Genomic DNA, 15,352 nt, shown 5'->3' on the forward strand with positions numbered 1-15,352 from the left:
CTAAATTTGAGTCAGAAGTGTACGTTCTTTCTAAAGATGAAGGCGGCCGTCACACTCCTTTCTTCAAAGGTTACCGTCCACAGTTCTACTTCCGTACAACTGACGTAACAGGCGACATCACTCTACCTGAAGGCGTAGAAATGGTAATGCCAGGTGATAACGTTCAAATGACGGTTGAGCTAATCGCTCCAATCGCAATGGACGAAGGTCTACGCTTCGCGATCCGTGAAGGTGGCCGTACAGTTGGTGCTGGTGTTGTTGCTAAAATCTTTGCTTAAGATTTGACTAAGTACTAGTAAAAAGGGCATCATTTGATGCCCTTTTTCTGCGTTGTATTGTGTGTTGTTTTGCATTTTTAGAAAATACACAGCACAGCGCAGATGAATCAACGAAATTGTTGGTTTATGGAATGAAGATACTAGGCTATATTAAGTCTGGTTAACAATTTCTATCAAGTGATAGAAGTAAATTATGGTTATGTCACAGGTTGGTTTATGAAAACAAATACTGAGACAACAGAAACTTCAGGCGCAGCTGATACAGTAAAATGGTTACTTGTTTTAGTTCTATTATCTGCTGCTGTTGTTGGTAATTACTTACTAGCTGATTTATCTGTTGTTATTCGAGCTGCCGGTGTGGTTGCATTAATTGCTGCTGCTGGTGGTATTGCTGCTTTCACAGCAAAAGGTCAAACTGCAATTGCATTTGCTCGTGAATCAAGAATGGAAGTTAGAAAGGTTGTTTGGCCTACACGCCAAGAAACAACACAAACAACTTTCATTGTTCTAGCTGTATGTATCGTGATGGCTCTGATTTTATGGGGCATTGATGGTATTATGGTTAGACTAATTGGCTTAATCACAGGTGTTTGAGGATAAGTGATCATGAGTGAAGCTCCAAAAAAACGTTGGTATGTAGTTCAAGCTTTTTCAGGCTTTGAAGGTCGTGTATCTCAATCGCTACGCGAACATATTAAAATGCATAACATGGAAGAGTTATTTGGTGAAGTACTAGTACCAACTGAAGAAGTGGTAGAAATGCGTGCTGGCCAACGTCGTAAAAGCGAACGTAAATTTTTCCCTGGTTACGTTTTAGTGCAAATGATCATGAATGATGAATCATGGCACTTAGTACGTAGTATTCCACGTGTAATGGGGTTCATTGGTGGTACTTCGGATCGCCCTGCACCAATTACTGATAAAGAAGCGGATGCCATTTTAAACCGTCTTGAGCAAGCGAGCGAAGCTCCACGTCCTAAGACATTGTTTGAAGCTGGTGAAGTGGTTCGTGTTACTGAAGGCCCATTCGCAGACTTTAACGGTACTGTTGAAGAAGTGGATTACGAGAAGAGTCGCTTAAAAGTATCTGTATCTATCTTTGGTCGTGCAACTCCAGTAGAACTAGAGTTCAGCCAAGTAGAAAAAAACTGATCGAAAAATCAGCAAAAGGTATTGTCAAAGGCGCGAATTATTACTATAATTTCGCGCCTTTTTGTTAACGGGGAGCTAATCCAGTTGGATAGCGTTTGAACCCAAGTATTAGGAAATATCATGGCTAAGAAAGTTGAAGCTTATATCAAACTGCAAGTTGCAGCAGGTATGGCGAACCCAAGTCCACCAGTTGGTCCTGCACTAGGTCAACACGGTGTGAACATCATGGAATTCTGTAAAGCGTTTAACGCAAAAACAGAATCTATCGAGAAAGGTCTACCAATCCCAGTAGTTATCTCTGTATACAACGACCGTTCTTTCACGTTCGTTACTAAGACTCCACCAGCAGCAGTTCTTCTTAAGAAAGCTGCAGGCGTTAAGTCTGGTTCTGGTCGTCCAAATACTGAGAAAGTTGGTACTGTTACTGACGCTCAACTACAAGAGATCGCAGAAACTAAAGCTGCGGACATGACTGGTGCTGACATTGAAGCTATGAAGCGTTCAATTGCTGGTACTGCTCGTTCAATGGGCCTAGTGGTAGAGGGTTAATATAATGGCAAAACTTACTAAGCGCATGCGCAATATCCGCGAAAAAGTTGAAGTTACTAAAGAATACGACATCAACGAAGCTGTTGCTCTTCTAAAAGAACTTGCTACTGCTAAGTTCACAGAAAGCGTTGACGTTGCTGTTAACCTTGGCATCGATGCACGTAAATCTGACCAAAACGTTCGTGGTGCAACTGTACTACCACACGGTACTGGTCGTGACATTCGTGTTGCTGTTTTCACTCAAGGTGCAAACGCAGAAGCTGCTAAAGAAGCTGGTGCTGATCTAGTTGGTATGGAAGATCTTGCTGAACTAGTTAAGAAAGGCGAAATGAACTTTGACGTTGTTGTTGCTTCTCCTGATGCAATGCGCGTTGTTGGTCAACTAGGTACAATCCTAGGTCCTCGCGGTCTTATGCCAAACCCTAAAGTTGGTACTGTAACGCCTAACGTAGCTGAAGCTGTTAAGAACGCTAAAGCTGGTCAAGTTCGTTACCGTAACGACAAAAACGGCATCATCCACACTACTATCGGTAAAGTGGACTTTGATGCTGCTCAACTTAAAGAGAACCTAGAAGCTCTTTTAGTTGCACTTAAGAAAGCAAAACCAACTTCTGCGAAAGGTACTTTCGTGAAGAAGGTAAGCATCTCTACTACAATGGGTGCTGGTGTATCTTTAGATCAAGCGACTCTAAATACACAAACAAACTAATTTGCAAAGGTGGGAAATTCATGTATAATTTTCCGCCTATCAAATTTATGGTTGGGGCTTTCTGATTTTTAATTAGAAAGTCTCCGTCCAAGACCGTAGGCGCTCGTAAGAGCTTAATAAAACCTGCGTAGACGGTGCCCGAACTTGAAATCAATTTTATAAAAATTGATTTTCTGTGAATGCATCGTATTTACTCTCCTACATTTTGTAGTGAGTGGTGTAATCACAACCAGAGGTTAATCCAAATGGCTTTAAATCTTCAAGACAAAAAAGCAATTGTTGCTGAAGTCAACGAAGCAGCCAGTGGTGCACTTTCTGCAGTTGTAGCTGACTCTCGTGGCGTTCCTGTTGCTGCGATGACTGTTCTACGTAAACAAGCGCGTGAAGCGGGCGTTTACATGAAAGTTGTTCGTAACACATTAGCACGCCGTGCAGTAGAAGGTACTGAGTATGAGTGTCTAACTGACACTTTCACTGGTCCGTCTCTACTTGCATTCTCTAACGAGCACCCAGGTGCTGCAGCACGTCTTTTCAAAGACTTCGCTAAAGAGAATAAAGATTTCGAGATCAAAGCTGCTGCATTTGAAGGCGCAGTTACTGATGCTGATGTACTAGCGACACTACCAACTTACGACGAAGCTATCGCACGCCTAATGATGTGCATGAAAGAAGCTTCTGCTGGCAAGCTGGTTCGTACTATCGCTGCTGTTCGTGACCAAAAAGAAGAAGCTGCGGCATAAGCCTTGCTTTAACTGGTTACAAAATAAATTATTGTTGACTTAAAAGAGAATTGTTATGTCTATTACTAACGAGCAAATCCTAGACGCAGTTGCAGAAATGTCTGTAATGCAAGTTGTTGAGCTTATCGAAGCTATGGAAGAAAAATTCGGTGTTACTGCTGCTGCTGCAGTAGTTGCAGGTGGCGCAGCTGGCGGCGACGCTGCTGAAGAGCAATCTGAATTTGACGTAATCCTAACTTCTGCTGGCGCTAACAAAGTTGCTGTTATCAAAGCAGTACGTGGCGCTACTGGCCTAGGTCTTAAAGAAGCTAAAGGTCTTGTAGACTCAGCTCCAGCACCTCTAAAAGAAGGCGTTGACAAAGCTGAAGCTGAAGCTCTTAAAGCTCAGTTAGAAGAAGCTGGTGCTTCTGTTGAAGTTAAGTAATTATTACTTAGTTTCATAGCCTAACGGCTAATGGCTGGTGGTTTATTAACCACCGGCCTTTTTGCGCTGTAGGGTGTAGGGTAATTTCACACTGTTTAGAACCCCTCATCCGAGCAAAAAACATGATCACAAATCAGTGAACATGTCCTACAGAAAACAGTGTTATTAGTCACTGTCCCAGCCTTTAAAGACAAAGGCGGACGGTTCGGGTCACTTATCAGCGAGCTGAGGAACCCCATGGTTTACTCTTATACAGAGAAAAAGCGCATCCGTAAGGATTTTGGTAAGCGTCCACAAGTGTTGGACATACCATACTTGCTATCGATCCAGCTTGATTCTTTTACAAAATTTATCGAGCAAGATCCAGAAGGGCAATACGGTCTTGAGGCTGCCTTCCGTTCTGTTTTTCCAATTCAGAGCTACAACGGCAACTCTAAGCTAGAATACGTTAGCTACAATCTCCGTGAGCCAGAATTTGACGTTAAAGAATGTCAAATCCGTGGTGTTACATATTCTGCACCACTACGTGTTAAACTGCGTTTGGTTGTGTACGATAAAGATGCACCAGCAAACACGGTTAAAGACATTAAAGAACAAGAAGTCTACATGGGCGAAATTCCGCTTATGACAGACAATGGTACTTTTGTAATCAATGGTACTGAAAGGGTTATCGTATCCCAGCTGCACCGCAGCCCAGGTGTCTTCTTCGACAGCGATAAGGGTAAGACCCATTCATCTGGTAAAGTTCTTTATAACGCACGTGTAATTCCTTACCGTGGTTCATGGTTAGATTTCGAATTTGATCCTAAGGATAACTTATTCGTACGTATCGACCGTCGTCGTAAATTACCAGCAACGATCATCCTACGTGCACTGAATAAAACAACAGAAGAGATCCTAGATCTATTCTTCGATAAAGTTGTTTTTGAAGTGAAAGATCAAACGCTAATGATGGAATTACTTCCTGAGCGTTTACGTGGTGAAACTGCAACTTTTGATATCGAAGCTAACGGCAAAGTTTATGTAGAAGCTGGCCGTCGTATTACTGCGCGTCATATTCGCCAGTTAACGAAAGACGATATCACTCATATTGAAGTTCCAGTTGATTACATCGTAGGTAAAGTGGCTTCTCACGACTACGTGAATGAAGACACTGGCGAGATCATTATCGCAGCTAACCAAGAGTTTAGCTTAGAAGATCTGGCTAATTTATCTCAGGCTGGCTACAAGAAGATCGAAGTACTATTTACTAACGATCTTGATCATGGTGCATACATCTCTGACACATTACGTGCAGATTCAACTGTTGACCGTTTATCGGCTCTTGTTGAAATTTACCGTATGATGCGCCCTGGCGAGCCGCCAACAAAAGAAGCTGCTGAAGCATTATTCGAAAGCCTATTCTTCTCTGAAGAACGCTATGACTTATCGACTGTTGGTCGTATGAAGTTCAATAGCTCTATTGGCCGTGATAATGACGAAGGTGCTGGCGTTCTTGATGAGACAGACATCATTGAAGTGATGCGTAAACTGATCGATATCCGTAACGGTATTGGTGAAGTCGATGATATCGACCACCTAGGTAACCGTCGTATTCGTTCTGTTGGCGAAATGGCAGAAAACCAATTCCGTGTTGGTCTAGTTCGTGTAGAACGTGCTGTTCGTGAGCGTCTAAGTCTTGGTGACCTTGATGCAATTATGCCTCAAGATCTTATCAACGCTAAACCGATCTCAGCTGCAGTTAAAGAATTCTTTGGCTCTTCACAGCTGTCTCAGTTTATGGACCAAAACAACCCATTGTCAGAAGTTACGCACAAACGTCGTATTTCTGCTTTAGGTCCTGGTGGTCTAACTCGTGAGCGTGCTGGCTTCGAAGTTCGTGACGTACACGCGACTCACTACGGTCGCCTATGTCCTATCGAAACACCTGAAGGTCCAAACATCGGTCTGATTAACTCACTATCAGCATTTGCACAATGTAACGAGTACGGTTTCCTAGAAACTCCATACCGTCGTGTTGTTGATGGTCAAGTAACTGATCAAGTTGATTACCTATCTGCTATCGAAGAAGGTACTTTTGTTATTGCACAGGCTAACGCCGTGTTAACTGAAGAAGGTACTTTTGCTGATGAACTAATCATCGCTCGTCAGAAAGGTGAATCTGGTCTACACCCTCGTGAACATATCCAATATATGGATGTCGCGACAAACCAAGTTGTATCTGTAGCTGCTTCGCTTATCCCGTTCCTAGAACACGATGATGCGAACCGTGCCCTAATGGGTGCGAACATGCAACGTCAAGCTGTACCTACATTAAAAGCTGATAAGCCTTTAGTTGGTACTGGTATTGAACGTAACGTAGCGGTTGACTCAGGTGTAACAGCTGTTGCTAAACGTGGTGGTGTGGTTCAGTCAGTAGATGCTTCTCGTATCGTTATTAAAGTGAACGAAGAAGAGTTGGTACCTGGTGAAGCTGGTATCGATATCTACAACTTAACTAAATACACTCGTTCTAACCAAAATACGTGTATCAACCAACGTCCTACTGTGCTTCCTGGTGAACCTGTAACTCGTGGTGATGTTCTTGCTGATGGTCCTTCAACAGACCTTGGTGAGCTAGCACTTGGTCAGAACATGCGTATCGCATTTATGCCTTGGAATGGTTACAACTTCGAGGATTCAATCCTTGTATCTGAACGTGTAGTTCAAGAAGACCGTTTCACGACGATTCACATCCAAGAACTATCTTGTGTGGCTCGTGATACTAAACTTGGTTCTGAAGAGATCACAGCAGACATCCCTAACGTAGGTGAAGCTGCTCTGTCTAAACTAGACGAATCAGGTATTGTTTACATTGGTGCTGAAGTTAAGGGTGGTGACATCCTAGTTGGTAAAGTAACACCTAAAGGTGAAACTCAATTGACTCCTGAAGAGAAGCTACTACGTGCTATCTTTGGTGAAAAAGCATCTGATGTTAAAGATTCATCTCTACGTGTACCAAACTCTGTTTCAGGTACTATCATTGACGTACAAGTATTTACGCGTGATGGTGTTGAAAAAGACAAACGTGCTCTAGAAATCGAACAAATGCAGCTTAAAGAAGCTAAGAAAGACATTACTGAAGAGTTCCAAATTCTTGAAGGTGGTCTATTAGCTCGTGTTCGTACACTTCTTGTAGCAGCGGGTGTTTCTGAAGTTAAACTTGATGCAATGGATCGTAAGCAGTGGTTAGAAATCACTCTTGACGACGAAGCGCAACAAAACCAACTTGAGCAACTTGCTGAGCAGTACGACGAACTTAAAGCTGAGTTCGATAAGAAGTTTGAAACTAAGCGTCGTAAGATCACTCAAGGTGATGATCTTGCACCGGGCGTACTGAAGATCGTTAAAGTTTACCTAGCGGTTAAACGTCGTATTCAGCCTGGTGATAAGATGGCGGGTCGTCACGGTAACAAGGGTGTAATCTCTAAGATCAACCCTGTTGAAGACATGCCTTATGATGAGAAAGGTCAACCAGTAGATATCGTATTGAACCCACTGGGTGTACCTTCTCGTATGAACATCGGTCAGATTCTTGAAGTTCATATGGGTCTTGCTGCGAAAGGCGTTGGTGACAAGATCAACCAAATGCTTAAAGAGCAACAAGAACTGCATAAGTTCCGTAACTTCTTACAAAAAGTATACGATCTTGGTGAAACTCGCCAAGAAGTAGATATTGCTGCTCTGTCTGATGACGAAGTTCGTACTTTAATTAAGAACTTACGTGGTGGTTTACCAATCGCTACACCAATCTTTGATGGTGCTCCTGAAGCGTCAATTAAAGAGCTATTAAAACTTGTTGATCTACCAGAATCTGGTCAGTTGAAACTGTTTGATGGTCGTACTGGTGATGCGTTTGAGCGTCCTGTAACTGTTGGTTACATGTACATGCTAAAACTGAACCACTTAGTTGATGACAAGATGCACGCACGTTCTACCGGCTCTTACAGCCTTGTAACTCAGCAACCACTAGGTGGTAAAGCTCAGTTCGGTGGTCAGCGTTTCGGTGAGATGGAAGTATGGGCACTTGAAGCATATGGTGCTGCATATACCCTACAAGAAATGCTAACCGTTAAGTCGGATGACGTGAACGGTCGTACTAAGATGTATAAGAACATCGTAGATGGCGATCATCGTATGGAACCAGGTATGCCAGAATCATTCAACGTATTGTTGAAAGAGATCCGCTCACTTGGTATCAACATCGAGTTAGAAGACGAAGAATAATCTCATTGAGATTGTCCGGTAGAATATAAGGCGCTCGCCGAGCGCCTTTTTTCTCCTTACAGGAGCCGAATGTGAAAGACTTATTAAAGTTTCTGAAAGCACAACACAAGACTGAAGAATTTGATGCAATCAAAATCGGTCTTGCTTCACCTGACCAAATTCGTTCATGGTCTTTTGGTGAAGTTAAAAAGCCAGAAACAATCAACTATCGTACCTTTAAGCCAGAACGTGACGGTCTTTTCTGTGCACGTATCTTTGGCCCAGTTAAAGACTACGAATGCTTATGTGGTAAATACAAACGCCTTAAGCACCGTGGTGTTATCTGTGAAAAATGTGGCGTAGAAGTAACGCAAACTAAAGTTCGTCGTGACCGTATGGGCCACATCGAATTAGCGTCTCCAGTTGCGCACATCTGGTTCCTGAAGTCACTGCCGTCTCGTATTGGTTTGTTAATGGACATTCCACTACGTGATATCGAGCGTGTACTTTACTTTGAATCATATGTGGTTACTGAGCCAGGTATGACTGATCTAGAACGCAGCCAACTTCTTTCTGAAGAAGAATATCTTGATAAGCTAGAAGAGTTCGGTGACGAATTCACAGCTAAGATGGGTGCGGAAGCGATCAAAGATCTGCTAGCGTCTATGGACATGCAAGCAGAAATCGAAGACATGCGTGAAGAGTTAGAAACTACTAACTCTGAAACAAAACGTAAAAAAGTAACTAAGCGTCTGAAACTAGTAGAAGCTTTCGTTCAATCTGGTAACAACCCAGAGTGGATGATTCTAACTGTTCTACCAGTTCTTCCGCCAGATCTTCGTCCTCTAGTACCACTAGATGGCGGTCGTTTTGCTACGTCTGATCTAAATGACTTATACCGTCGTGTGATTAACCGTAACAACCGTTTGAAGCGTCTATTAGACTTAGCTGCACCAGATATTATCGTACGTAACGAAAAACGTATGCTTCAAGAGTCTGTTGATGCGCTGCTTGATAACGGTCGTCGTGGTCGTGCGATTACAGGTTCTAACAAGCGTCCTCTTAAATCTCTTGCTGATATGATCAAGGGTAAACAAGGTCGTTTCCGTCAGAACTTGCTTGGTAAACGTGTAGACTACTCTGGTCGTTCTGTAATTACAGTAGGTCCATACCTTCGTCTACACCAGTGTGGTCTTCCTAAGAAGATGGCACTTGAACTATTTAAACCATTTATCTACAGCAAATTAGAAGGCCGTGGTCTTGCTACGACAATCAAAGCTGCTAAGAAGATGGTAGAGCGTGAAGAAGCGATCGTTTGGGATATCCTAGATGACGTAATTCGTGAACACCCAGTACTGCTTAACCGTGCGCCGACACTTCACCGTCTAGGTATCCAAGCGTTTGAACCAGTACTAATCGAAGGTAAAGCAATTCAGCTTCACCCACTAGTGTGTGCGGCATATAACGCCGACTTCGATGGTGACCAGATGGCGGTACACGTACCACTAACTCTGGAAGCTCAATTAGAAGCACGTACCCTAATGATGTCGACAAACAACATTCTGTCGCCAGCATCAGGTGACCCAATCATCGTACCTTCTCAGGACGTTGTATTAGGTCTGTACTACATGACACGTGAAAAAATTAACGCTAAAGGCGAAGGCATGTACCTTGAAGGTTTTGCTGAAGCTGAAAAAGCATACCGTACAGGTGTTGCTGAGCTACACGCTCGCGTTAAAGTTCGTATCACTGAAGTTATTCGTGATGAGAACGGTATTGAGACTCGTGAAACTAAACTGGTTGATACGACTGTTGGTCGTGCAATGCTATGGCAAATCGTGCCAGAAGGTCTTCCTTACAGCATCATTAACCAGAAGTTAGGTAAGAAGCAAATCTCTAACCTACTAAACGAAGCGTACCGTACTCTTGGTCTTAAAGACACTGTAGTGTTTGCTGACCAAATCATGTACACCGGTTTCGCATACGCAGCATTGTCTGGTGCGTCTGTTGGTATCGATGACATGGTTATCCCTGATGCTAAGTACACGAAAGTTGCTGATGCAGAAGAAGAAGTTAAGCAAATTCAAGAGCAGTACCAATCTGGTCTTGTAACTGCGGGCGAACGTTACAACAAAGTTATCGATATCTGGGCAGCAACAAACGAACAAGTTGCTAAAGAGATGATGGATAACCTGTCTTCAGAAACAGTGCTTAACCGCGATGGTGAAGAAGAGCAACAAGAATCGTTTAACAGCGTTTACATGATGGCCGACTCTGGTGCTCGTGGTTCTGCAGCTCAGATTCGTCAGCTAGCGGGTATGCGTGGTCTGATGGCTAAACCAGATGGTTCAATCATCGAAACACCGATCACGGCGAACTTCCGTGAAGGTCTAAACGTAAACCAATACTTCATCTCAACGCACGGTGCGCGTAAAGGTCTTGCCGATACAGCACTTAAAACTGCGAACTCAGGTTACCTGACTCGTCGTTTAGTAGACGTTGCACAAGATGTAGTTGTTCATTTAGATGACTGTGGTACATACGAAGGTGTGACCATGACTCCTCTAATTGAAGGTGGTGACGTTAAAGAACCTCTACACGAACGTGTTCTAGGTCGTGTGGTTGCTGAAGATGTATTGAAACCAGGTACAGATGAAATTCTTCTTCCACGTAACACTCTTCTTGATGAGAAGCAGTGTCAAATCGTTGAAGAAAACTCAGTTGACCAAATTAAAGTACGTTCAGTAGTAAGTTGTGAAGCTGACTTTGGTTGTTGTGCAAACTGTTACGGTCGTGACCTTGCTCGTGGCCACATGGTTAACCAAGGTGAGTCAGTTGGTGTTATCGCTGCTCAATCAATCGGTGAACCTGGTACACAGCTAACGATGCGTACGTTCCACATCGGTGGTGCGGCATCTACAGCGGCAGCAGACAACAGCATTCAAGTTAAGACGACTGGTTCGATCAAGCTTCATAATGCTAAGCACGTAACAAATAGCGAAGGTAACTTAGTTATTACGTCTCGTGCTTCTGAATTAACAGTTATTGATGAGCATGGCCGTACTAAAGAGAGTTACAAGCTATCTTACGGTACTATCTTGAATAAGAAAGATGGTGATGCAGTTAACCAAGGCGATAAGATCGCAGCTTGGGACCCGCATACAATGCCAATCATCACTGAAGTACAAGGTCAAGTTCAATTCGTTGACATGATTGATGGTGTTACGATCACAACTCAAACTGATGAGTTAACTGGTCTATCTTCAATCGTTGTTCTTGATGCGGCTGAGCGTGCTTCTGCTGGTAAAGACATGCGTCCAACAGTGAAACTTGTTGATGCGAACGGTAACGACATCATGATCCCTGGTACTGAAATGCCAGCTCAATACTTCCTACCAGGTAAGGCGATTGTTAACCTTGCTGATGGTGGTAACGTAGGTATTGGTGAAACGTTAGCGCGTATTCCTCAAGCTTCAAGCGGTACTAAAGATATCACCGGTGGTCTACCACGCGTTGCGGACTTATTTGAAGCTCGTAAACCTAAAGAGCCAGCAATTCTTGCTGAGCACGCAGGTATTGTTGCGTTTGGTAAAGAGACTAAAGGTAAGGTTCGCTTATTGATCACTCGTGACGATAACGGCGAAGTTTATGAAGAAATGATTCATAAACACCGTCAACTTAACATCTTTGAAGGTGATAAAGTTGAACGTGGTGACGTTATCTCTGATGGTCCAGAAACTCCACATGATATTCTACGTTTACGTGGTATCCATGCAGTGACTGAATACATCACTAACGAAGTTCAAGAAGTTTACCGCTTACAAGGCGTTAAGATTAACGATAAGCACATTGAAACTATCGTTCGTCAAATGCTACGTAAGTGTACGATTACACATTCTGGTGATTCTACTTTCCTTGAAGGTGAGCAACTAGAATTCGCTAACGTAACGATTGCAAACCGTCAGCTTGAAGCTGAAGGCAAGCAACCTGCACGTTTCGAGCGTGATCTACTAGGTATTACTAAAGCGTCTCTTGCTACTGAGTCGTTCATCTCTGCTGCATCGTTCCAAGAAACGACGCGTGTACTTACTGAAGCAGCTGTTTCTGGTAAGCGTGATGAACTACGTGGTCTGAAAGAAAACGTAATCGTTGGTCGTCTAATTCCAGCGGGTACAGGTTTCGCATACCACCAAGAACGTCAAAAGCAAAAAGCTGTGGAGCAAGAAGGTCCATCAGCTGAGCAAGCGACTGATAACTTAGCGGCACTATTAAATGCAGGTTTCTCTTCTGAAGAGTAATTGATTTAATAAACGCAAATAAAAGCCCTGCAGAGATGCAGGGCTTTTTTTATTTAAGTGATAAATTTATAGTTGAGTAATTACAACAGCATTGTAACTACTGTTATCTGCGGTTACTGTAGCCATATCATTATTAGTTTGGTTAACCATTATCCAGTTATCATTCGAACCATTTTCCAATGTAACCTCAGCCATTGATGAGTCACCCCATTGGGCCACAGAAACAAAGTTATCGTTACTTGAATCAATTGTTACATCCGCTTCGTTGAAGCTACCACCAACAACGACAGCGTAAACGGTATTGTCTAATGAATCATTTTTCATCAAGATTGTCGTGTCGTTATCTGATGCTCCAGCATAAAATGCAGTGTAAGTTGTATTATCATCACCGTTGATTTTAGTTAATGCTTCATTACCTGAACCACCATAAACATGAATTTTAGAGTCATTATCATGTCCTTTTTGACGGATTTTTAATGTACCATTGTTCGATCCGCCCATTACACTGATTTCACCTTCATTACGACGACCTCTTTGAACAATTTTATTGTTCGAGTTATCTGATGCACCATCAAAATTAATGTAGGCTTCATTTTTGCGTCCACGTTGGTCAATTAAACCATTGTTGTTATCGCTGTCGTCAGCAATAACCTTACCTAAATTAAGGCGTCCATCTTGTTCAATTGCGAAGTCATTATCATCACTACCTAAACGAGCTTTTAGAACAGCACGGTTGTGACGACCATCTTGATCAATCATCAGGTCATTATCATCACTTCCGTTACGTACTCTTACTACAGCTTCGTTATGACGCCCCATTTGATAGATATCAACGTCGTTATCATCAGAGTTTCGGATTAACACATCTGCATCATTCCCTACTGCTGGCGACATTTGGAAAATATTAACGTCATTATCATCTGCATTAAATAGCTCTACATCTGCTGTATTCCCAGCATATGCAGCACCAGAAAGTAAGATAGTTGAGATTGCGATTGCTAGCTTTTTCATAATAAAACTTCCTTGAAATGATTTTTAATTTACGATGGATATGAATCTATCCATTCCGTTTACTAAGATAATTCCTTGATTGCCAGTTTGATTAATGGAAAAACCTGCACCATTATTTTTATTCACTGCAGCTGCAATATTTGAATCACCTGTTTGGTTTACTACGTTTTGTTTACCGTTACCTGTTTGTACTAAATGAGCTATGTTGTCATTACCTTCTTGTAAAATGGCACCTTCATGGTTTAATCCTAGCTGTTTCAATGTAGCTGAATTATTTGTGCCATTTTGAGCAATTAACCCTACATTATTGCTACCTAGTTGCATGACGGCTGCTGTATTGTCATAGCCAGTTTGTTTTACTTTTGCTTTATTACTTCCTGTTTTATTTACATTATGTTGAATAATAGTTACTTGCGAATTTGTTGCATTAGTTAATTCAATAATTGCATTATTATCATTGCTCGTATTTAATTCGGATAATTCCGTTAATTCATTTGGAGCATTAAATTCATTAATACCTAGATCAAAATTCGCATAACTGTAACCACTTATCCCCATTAATAAATAGATATAACTTACTGATAATATTTTCATATCAGTATCCCTCTTTCGTGATAGCTTTTTGCCACATCAAAAGTATGGGATTTGCTCAGAGAACAACCATAAACTTATTAATGATATTTTAATTGGTAAAAAATAAACTAAAGTACTATACGTTTTGATTTTTAAATGCTTATTTAATTCTCACAAATGATACAAACTAAAGGTTATTAATAATTATTTAGTTATTCGGTGGATATGTAGAGGTTTTAAGCTAGTTTTAAATAACAGTCATCATGGAGGAGTGAGATGAGTATCTATTATTTATCGTCAGATCCAACATTGTATTCATCTTTACTTATTGATTTATTAGAGAAATCTTCAGGTCAGGCGATTGTTTCTCTTAATTGTGATGAATTAGTAAATAAAGGGAAAGTAGATGATGACATTCTAGTTATCTTAGATATAAAAAAACAAACAGATAAAAAGTATAAAAATTACATAGATACAATTAATCGAAATAAATTAAAGGTAAGAGAAATACTTTTTAATATAACTGATGAGAATATAAAAAAAAACATAATGAAATATCCGAATGTTGTAGGGGTATTTTATGAGAAAGATAATATGGATGTTATATCTTATGGAGTAAAGAAAATAATAGAAGGAGAGATGTGGCTTAGTCGTAAAATAATTAATGAATTAATATTTGCATATAGAGAGAAACAGAGTGCGATATTATCAACATCTATTTCATTAACGACAAGAGAAAGTGAAATATTAAGATTATTAGCATCCGGCGCTTCAAATGTAGACATCGCTAATTCATTGTTTGTAAGTGAAAATACAGTTAAGACACACTTATATAATGTCTTTAAAAAATTAAATGTAAAAAATAGATTACAAGCGATGATGTGGGCGAAAGGATATGACTTTGAAGGAAATAATCGATGAATATTAAATATATTAGTATCGTTTTTTTTACATCTTTTATTTCTTTTGCTTCAGATAATAAAGCATCGTTAGAGTCTAAAGCTCCTTTGGAAAATAACAGCGTAAATGAAGTGGATGATTTAATTGAACTTGATGGGTTGATTATTGATCGTACATTGACTCGTTTGGGACGAGATTTTTATTTTTCTTTTTCTATGAAAATGAACGCTAGATATGAAGATATAGATGTAAACCTAACAATAAAAGAAAGACCGACGGCATTATCTGGAAGCATTATAGGGGTTTATCATTTTGATAAGGTTATTTATAGAAGTGCTCTTTCTCCAGGTCAACGACAGGCTGATGAGAAAGCAGAGCAGGCTCTAGAAGCCGTAAATAAATACATAGTTAAATGGCAAACAGAAAAGTTATTTAAAGATACATTTGATCTCGATTACCCTGAGATCTAAGGA

The 15,352-nt window shown here is 41.1% G+C and carries 12 protein-coding genes and 1 pseudogene; 11 read left to right on the forward strand and 2 right to left on the reverse strand.

Features of this window, described 5'->3' with window-relative positions:
• From tuf to rpoC, 9 genes and pseudogenes are all read left to right on the forward strand, one after another.
• A pseudogene (gene tuf / locus HC728_RS02980) lies at positions 1-278 on the forward strand (elongation factor Tu); the annotation flags it as partial.
• 216 nt (positions 279-494) lie between these two features.
• Positions 495-872, forward strand: a complete 378-nt coding sequence (gene secE / locus HC728_RS02985) for a preprotein translocase subunit SecE (protein ID WP_005421329.1) — start codon at positions 495-497, stop codon at positions 870-872.
• 12 nt (positions 873-884) lie between these two features.
• Positions 885-1,430: a transcription termination/antitermination protein NusG gene (nusG, locus tag HC728_RS02990; protein ID WP_005421327.1), complete on the forward strand. Its 546-nt coding sequence runs from the start codon at positions 885-887 to the stop codon at positions 1,428-1,430.
• Between the two features lie 120 nt (positions 1,431-1,550).
• Positions 1,551-1,979 (forward strand): 50S ribosomal protein L11, encoded by a 429-nt coding sequence (rplK, locus tag HC728_RS02995; RefSeq protein WP_005421326.1) that lies wholly within the window; start codon positions 1,551-1,553, stop codon positions 1,977-1,979.
• 4 nt (positions 1,980-1,983) lie between these two features.
• A complete protein-coding gene (gene rplA, locus HC728_RS03000; protein ID WP_005421325.1) occupies positions 1,984-2,688 on the forward strand; it encodes a 50S ribosomal protein L1 in 705 nt (234 codons plus the stop codon).
• A 245-nt stretch (positions 2,689-2,933) separates the two neighbouring features.
• Entirely contained in the window at positions 2,934-3,428 is a 495-nt protein-coding gene (rplJ, locus tag HC728_RS03005) for a 50S ribosomal protein L10 (RefSeq protein ID WP_005421324.1), read from the forward strand.
• A gap of 55 nt (positions 3,429-3,483) precedes the next feature.
• On the forward strand, positions 3,484-3,852 hold the full coding sequence (rplL, locus tag HC728_RS03010; protein ID WP_005421323.1) for a 50S ribosomal protein L7/L12: 369 nt from the start codon (positions 3,484-3,486) through the stop codon (positions 3,850-3,852).
• A gap of 237 nt (positions 3,853-4,089) precedes the next feature.
• The gene (gene rpoB, locus HC728_RS03015) at positions 4,090-8,118 is read left to right on the forward strand and encodes a DNA-directed RNA polymerase subunit beta (protein WP_012533765.1); all 4,029 of its coding nucleotides are present in this window, start codon (positions 4,090-4,092) and stop codon (positions 8,116-8,118) included.
• A 71-nt stretch (positions 8,119-8,189) separates the two neighbouring features.
• Positions 8,190-12,395: a DNA-directed RNA polymerase subunit beta' gene (gene rpoC / locus HC728_RS03020; RefSeq protein WP_005421318.1), complete on the forward strand. Its 4,206-nt coding sequence runs from the start codon at positions 8,190-8,192 to the stop codon at positions 12,393-12,395.
• Between the two features lie 66 nt (positions 12,396-12,461).
• Here rpoC and HC728_RS03025 read toward each other — a convergent pair whose 3' ends face one another.
• Both HC728_RS03025 and HC728_RS03030 read right to left on the reverse strand, forming a co-directional pair.
• A complete protein-coding gene (locus HC728_RS03025) occupies positions 12,462-13,406 on the reverse strand; it encodes a hypothetical protein (protein ID WP_012533121.1) in 945 nt (314 codons plus the stop codon).
• A 24-nt stretch (positions 13,407-13,430) separates the two neighbouring features.
• Complete coding sequence (locus tag HC728_RS03030) at positions 13,431-14,000, reverse strand: minor curlin subunit CsgB (RefSeq protein ID WP_005421315.1); 570 nt, start codon at positions 13,998-14,000, stop codon at positions 13,431-13,433.
• A gap of 255 nt (positions 14,001-14,255) precedes the next feature.
• Here HC728_RS03030 and HC728_RS03035 point away from each other — a divergent pair, with 255 nt between their 5' ends.
• Together HC728_RS03035 and HC728_RS03040 are read left to right on the forward strand one after the other, a co-directional pair.
• The gene (locus HC728_RS03035; RefSeq protein WP_012533964.1) at positions 14,256-14,900 is read left to right on the forward strand and encodes a LuxR C-terminal-related transcriptional regulator; all 645 of its coding nucleotides are present in this window, start codon (positions 14,256-14,258) and stop codon (positions 14,898-14,900) included.
• Positions 14,897-15,349: a curli production assembly/transport protein CsgE gene (locus HC728_RS03040; RefSeq protein WP_005421311.1), complete on the forward strand. Its 453-nt coding sequence runs from the start codon at positions 14,897-14,899 to the stop codon at positions 15,347-15,349. The genes HC728_RS03035 and HC728_RS03040 overlap by 4 nt, the downstream gene beginning before the upstream one ends.
• Positions 15,350-15,352 lie beyond the last annotated feature (3 nt).

Origin of the sequence: Aliivibrio sp. S10_S31, assembly GCF_014694495.1 — a bacterium.
In the GTDB taxonomy this organism is placed as follows: Bacteria; Pseudomonadota; Gammaproteobacteria; order Enterobacterales; family Vibrionaceae; genus Aliivibrio; species Aliivibrio fischeri.

Coding starts and splice junctions, on each gene's coding strand:
- secE (WP_005421329.1), top strand. CDS start 495: ATGAAAACAAATACTGAGACAACAGAAACTTCAGGCGCAGCTGATACA.
- nusG (WP_005421327.1), top strand. CDS start 885: ATGAGTGAAGCTCCAAAAAAACGTTGGTATGTAGTTCAAGCTTTTTCA.
- rplK (WP_005421326.1), top strand. CDS start 1,551: ATGGCTAAGAAAGTTGAAGCTTATATCAAACTGCAAGTTGCAGCAGGT.
- rplA (WP_005421325.1), top strand. CDS start 1,984: ATGGCAAAACTTACTAAGCGCATGCGCAATATCCGCGAAAAAGTTGAA.
- rplJ (WP_005421324.1), top strand. CDS start 2,934: ATGGCTTTAAATCTTCAAGACAAAAAAGCAATTGTTGCTGAAGTCAAC.
- rplL (WP_005421323.1), top strand. CDS start 3,484: ATGTCTATTACTAACGAGCAAATCCTAGACGCAGTTGCAGAAATGTCT.
- rpoB (WP_012533765.1), top strand. CDS start 4,090: ATGGTTTACTCTTATACAGAGAAAAAGCGCATCCGTAAGGATTTTGGT.
- HC728_RS03025 (WP_012533121.1), bottom strand. CDS start 13,406: ATGAAAAAGCTAGCAATCGCAATCTCAACTATCTTACTTTCTGGTGCT.
- HC728_RS03030 (WP_005421315.1), bottom strand. CDS start 14,000: ATGAAAATATTATCAGTAAGTTATATCTATTTATTAATGGGGATAAGT.
- HC728_RS03035 (WP_012533964.1), top strand. CDS start 14,256: ATGAGTATCTATTATTTATCGTCAGATCCAACATTGTATTCATCTTTA.
- HC728_RS03040 (WP_005421311.1), top strand. CDS start 14,897: ATGAATATTAAATATATTAGTATCGTTTTTTTTACATCTTTTATTTCT.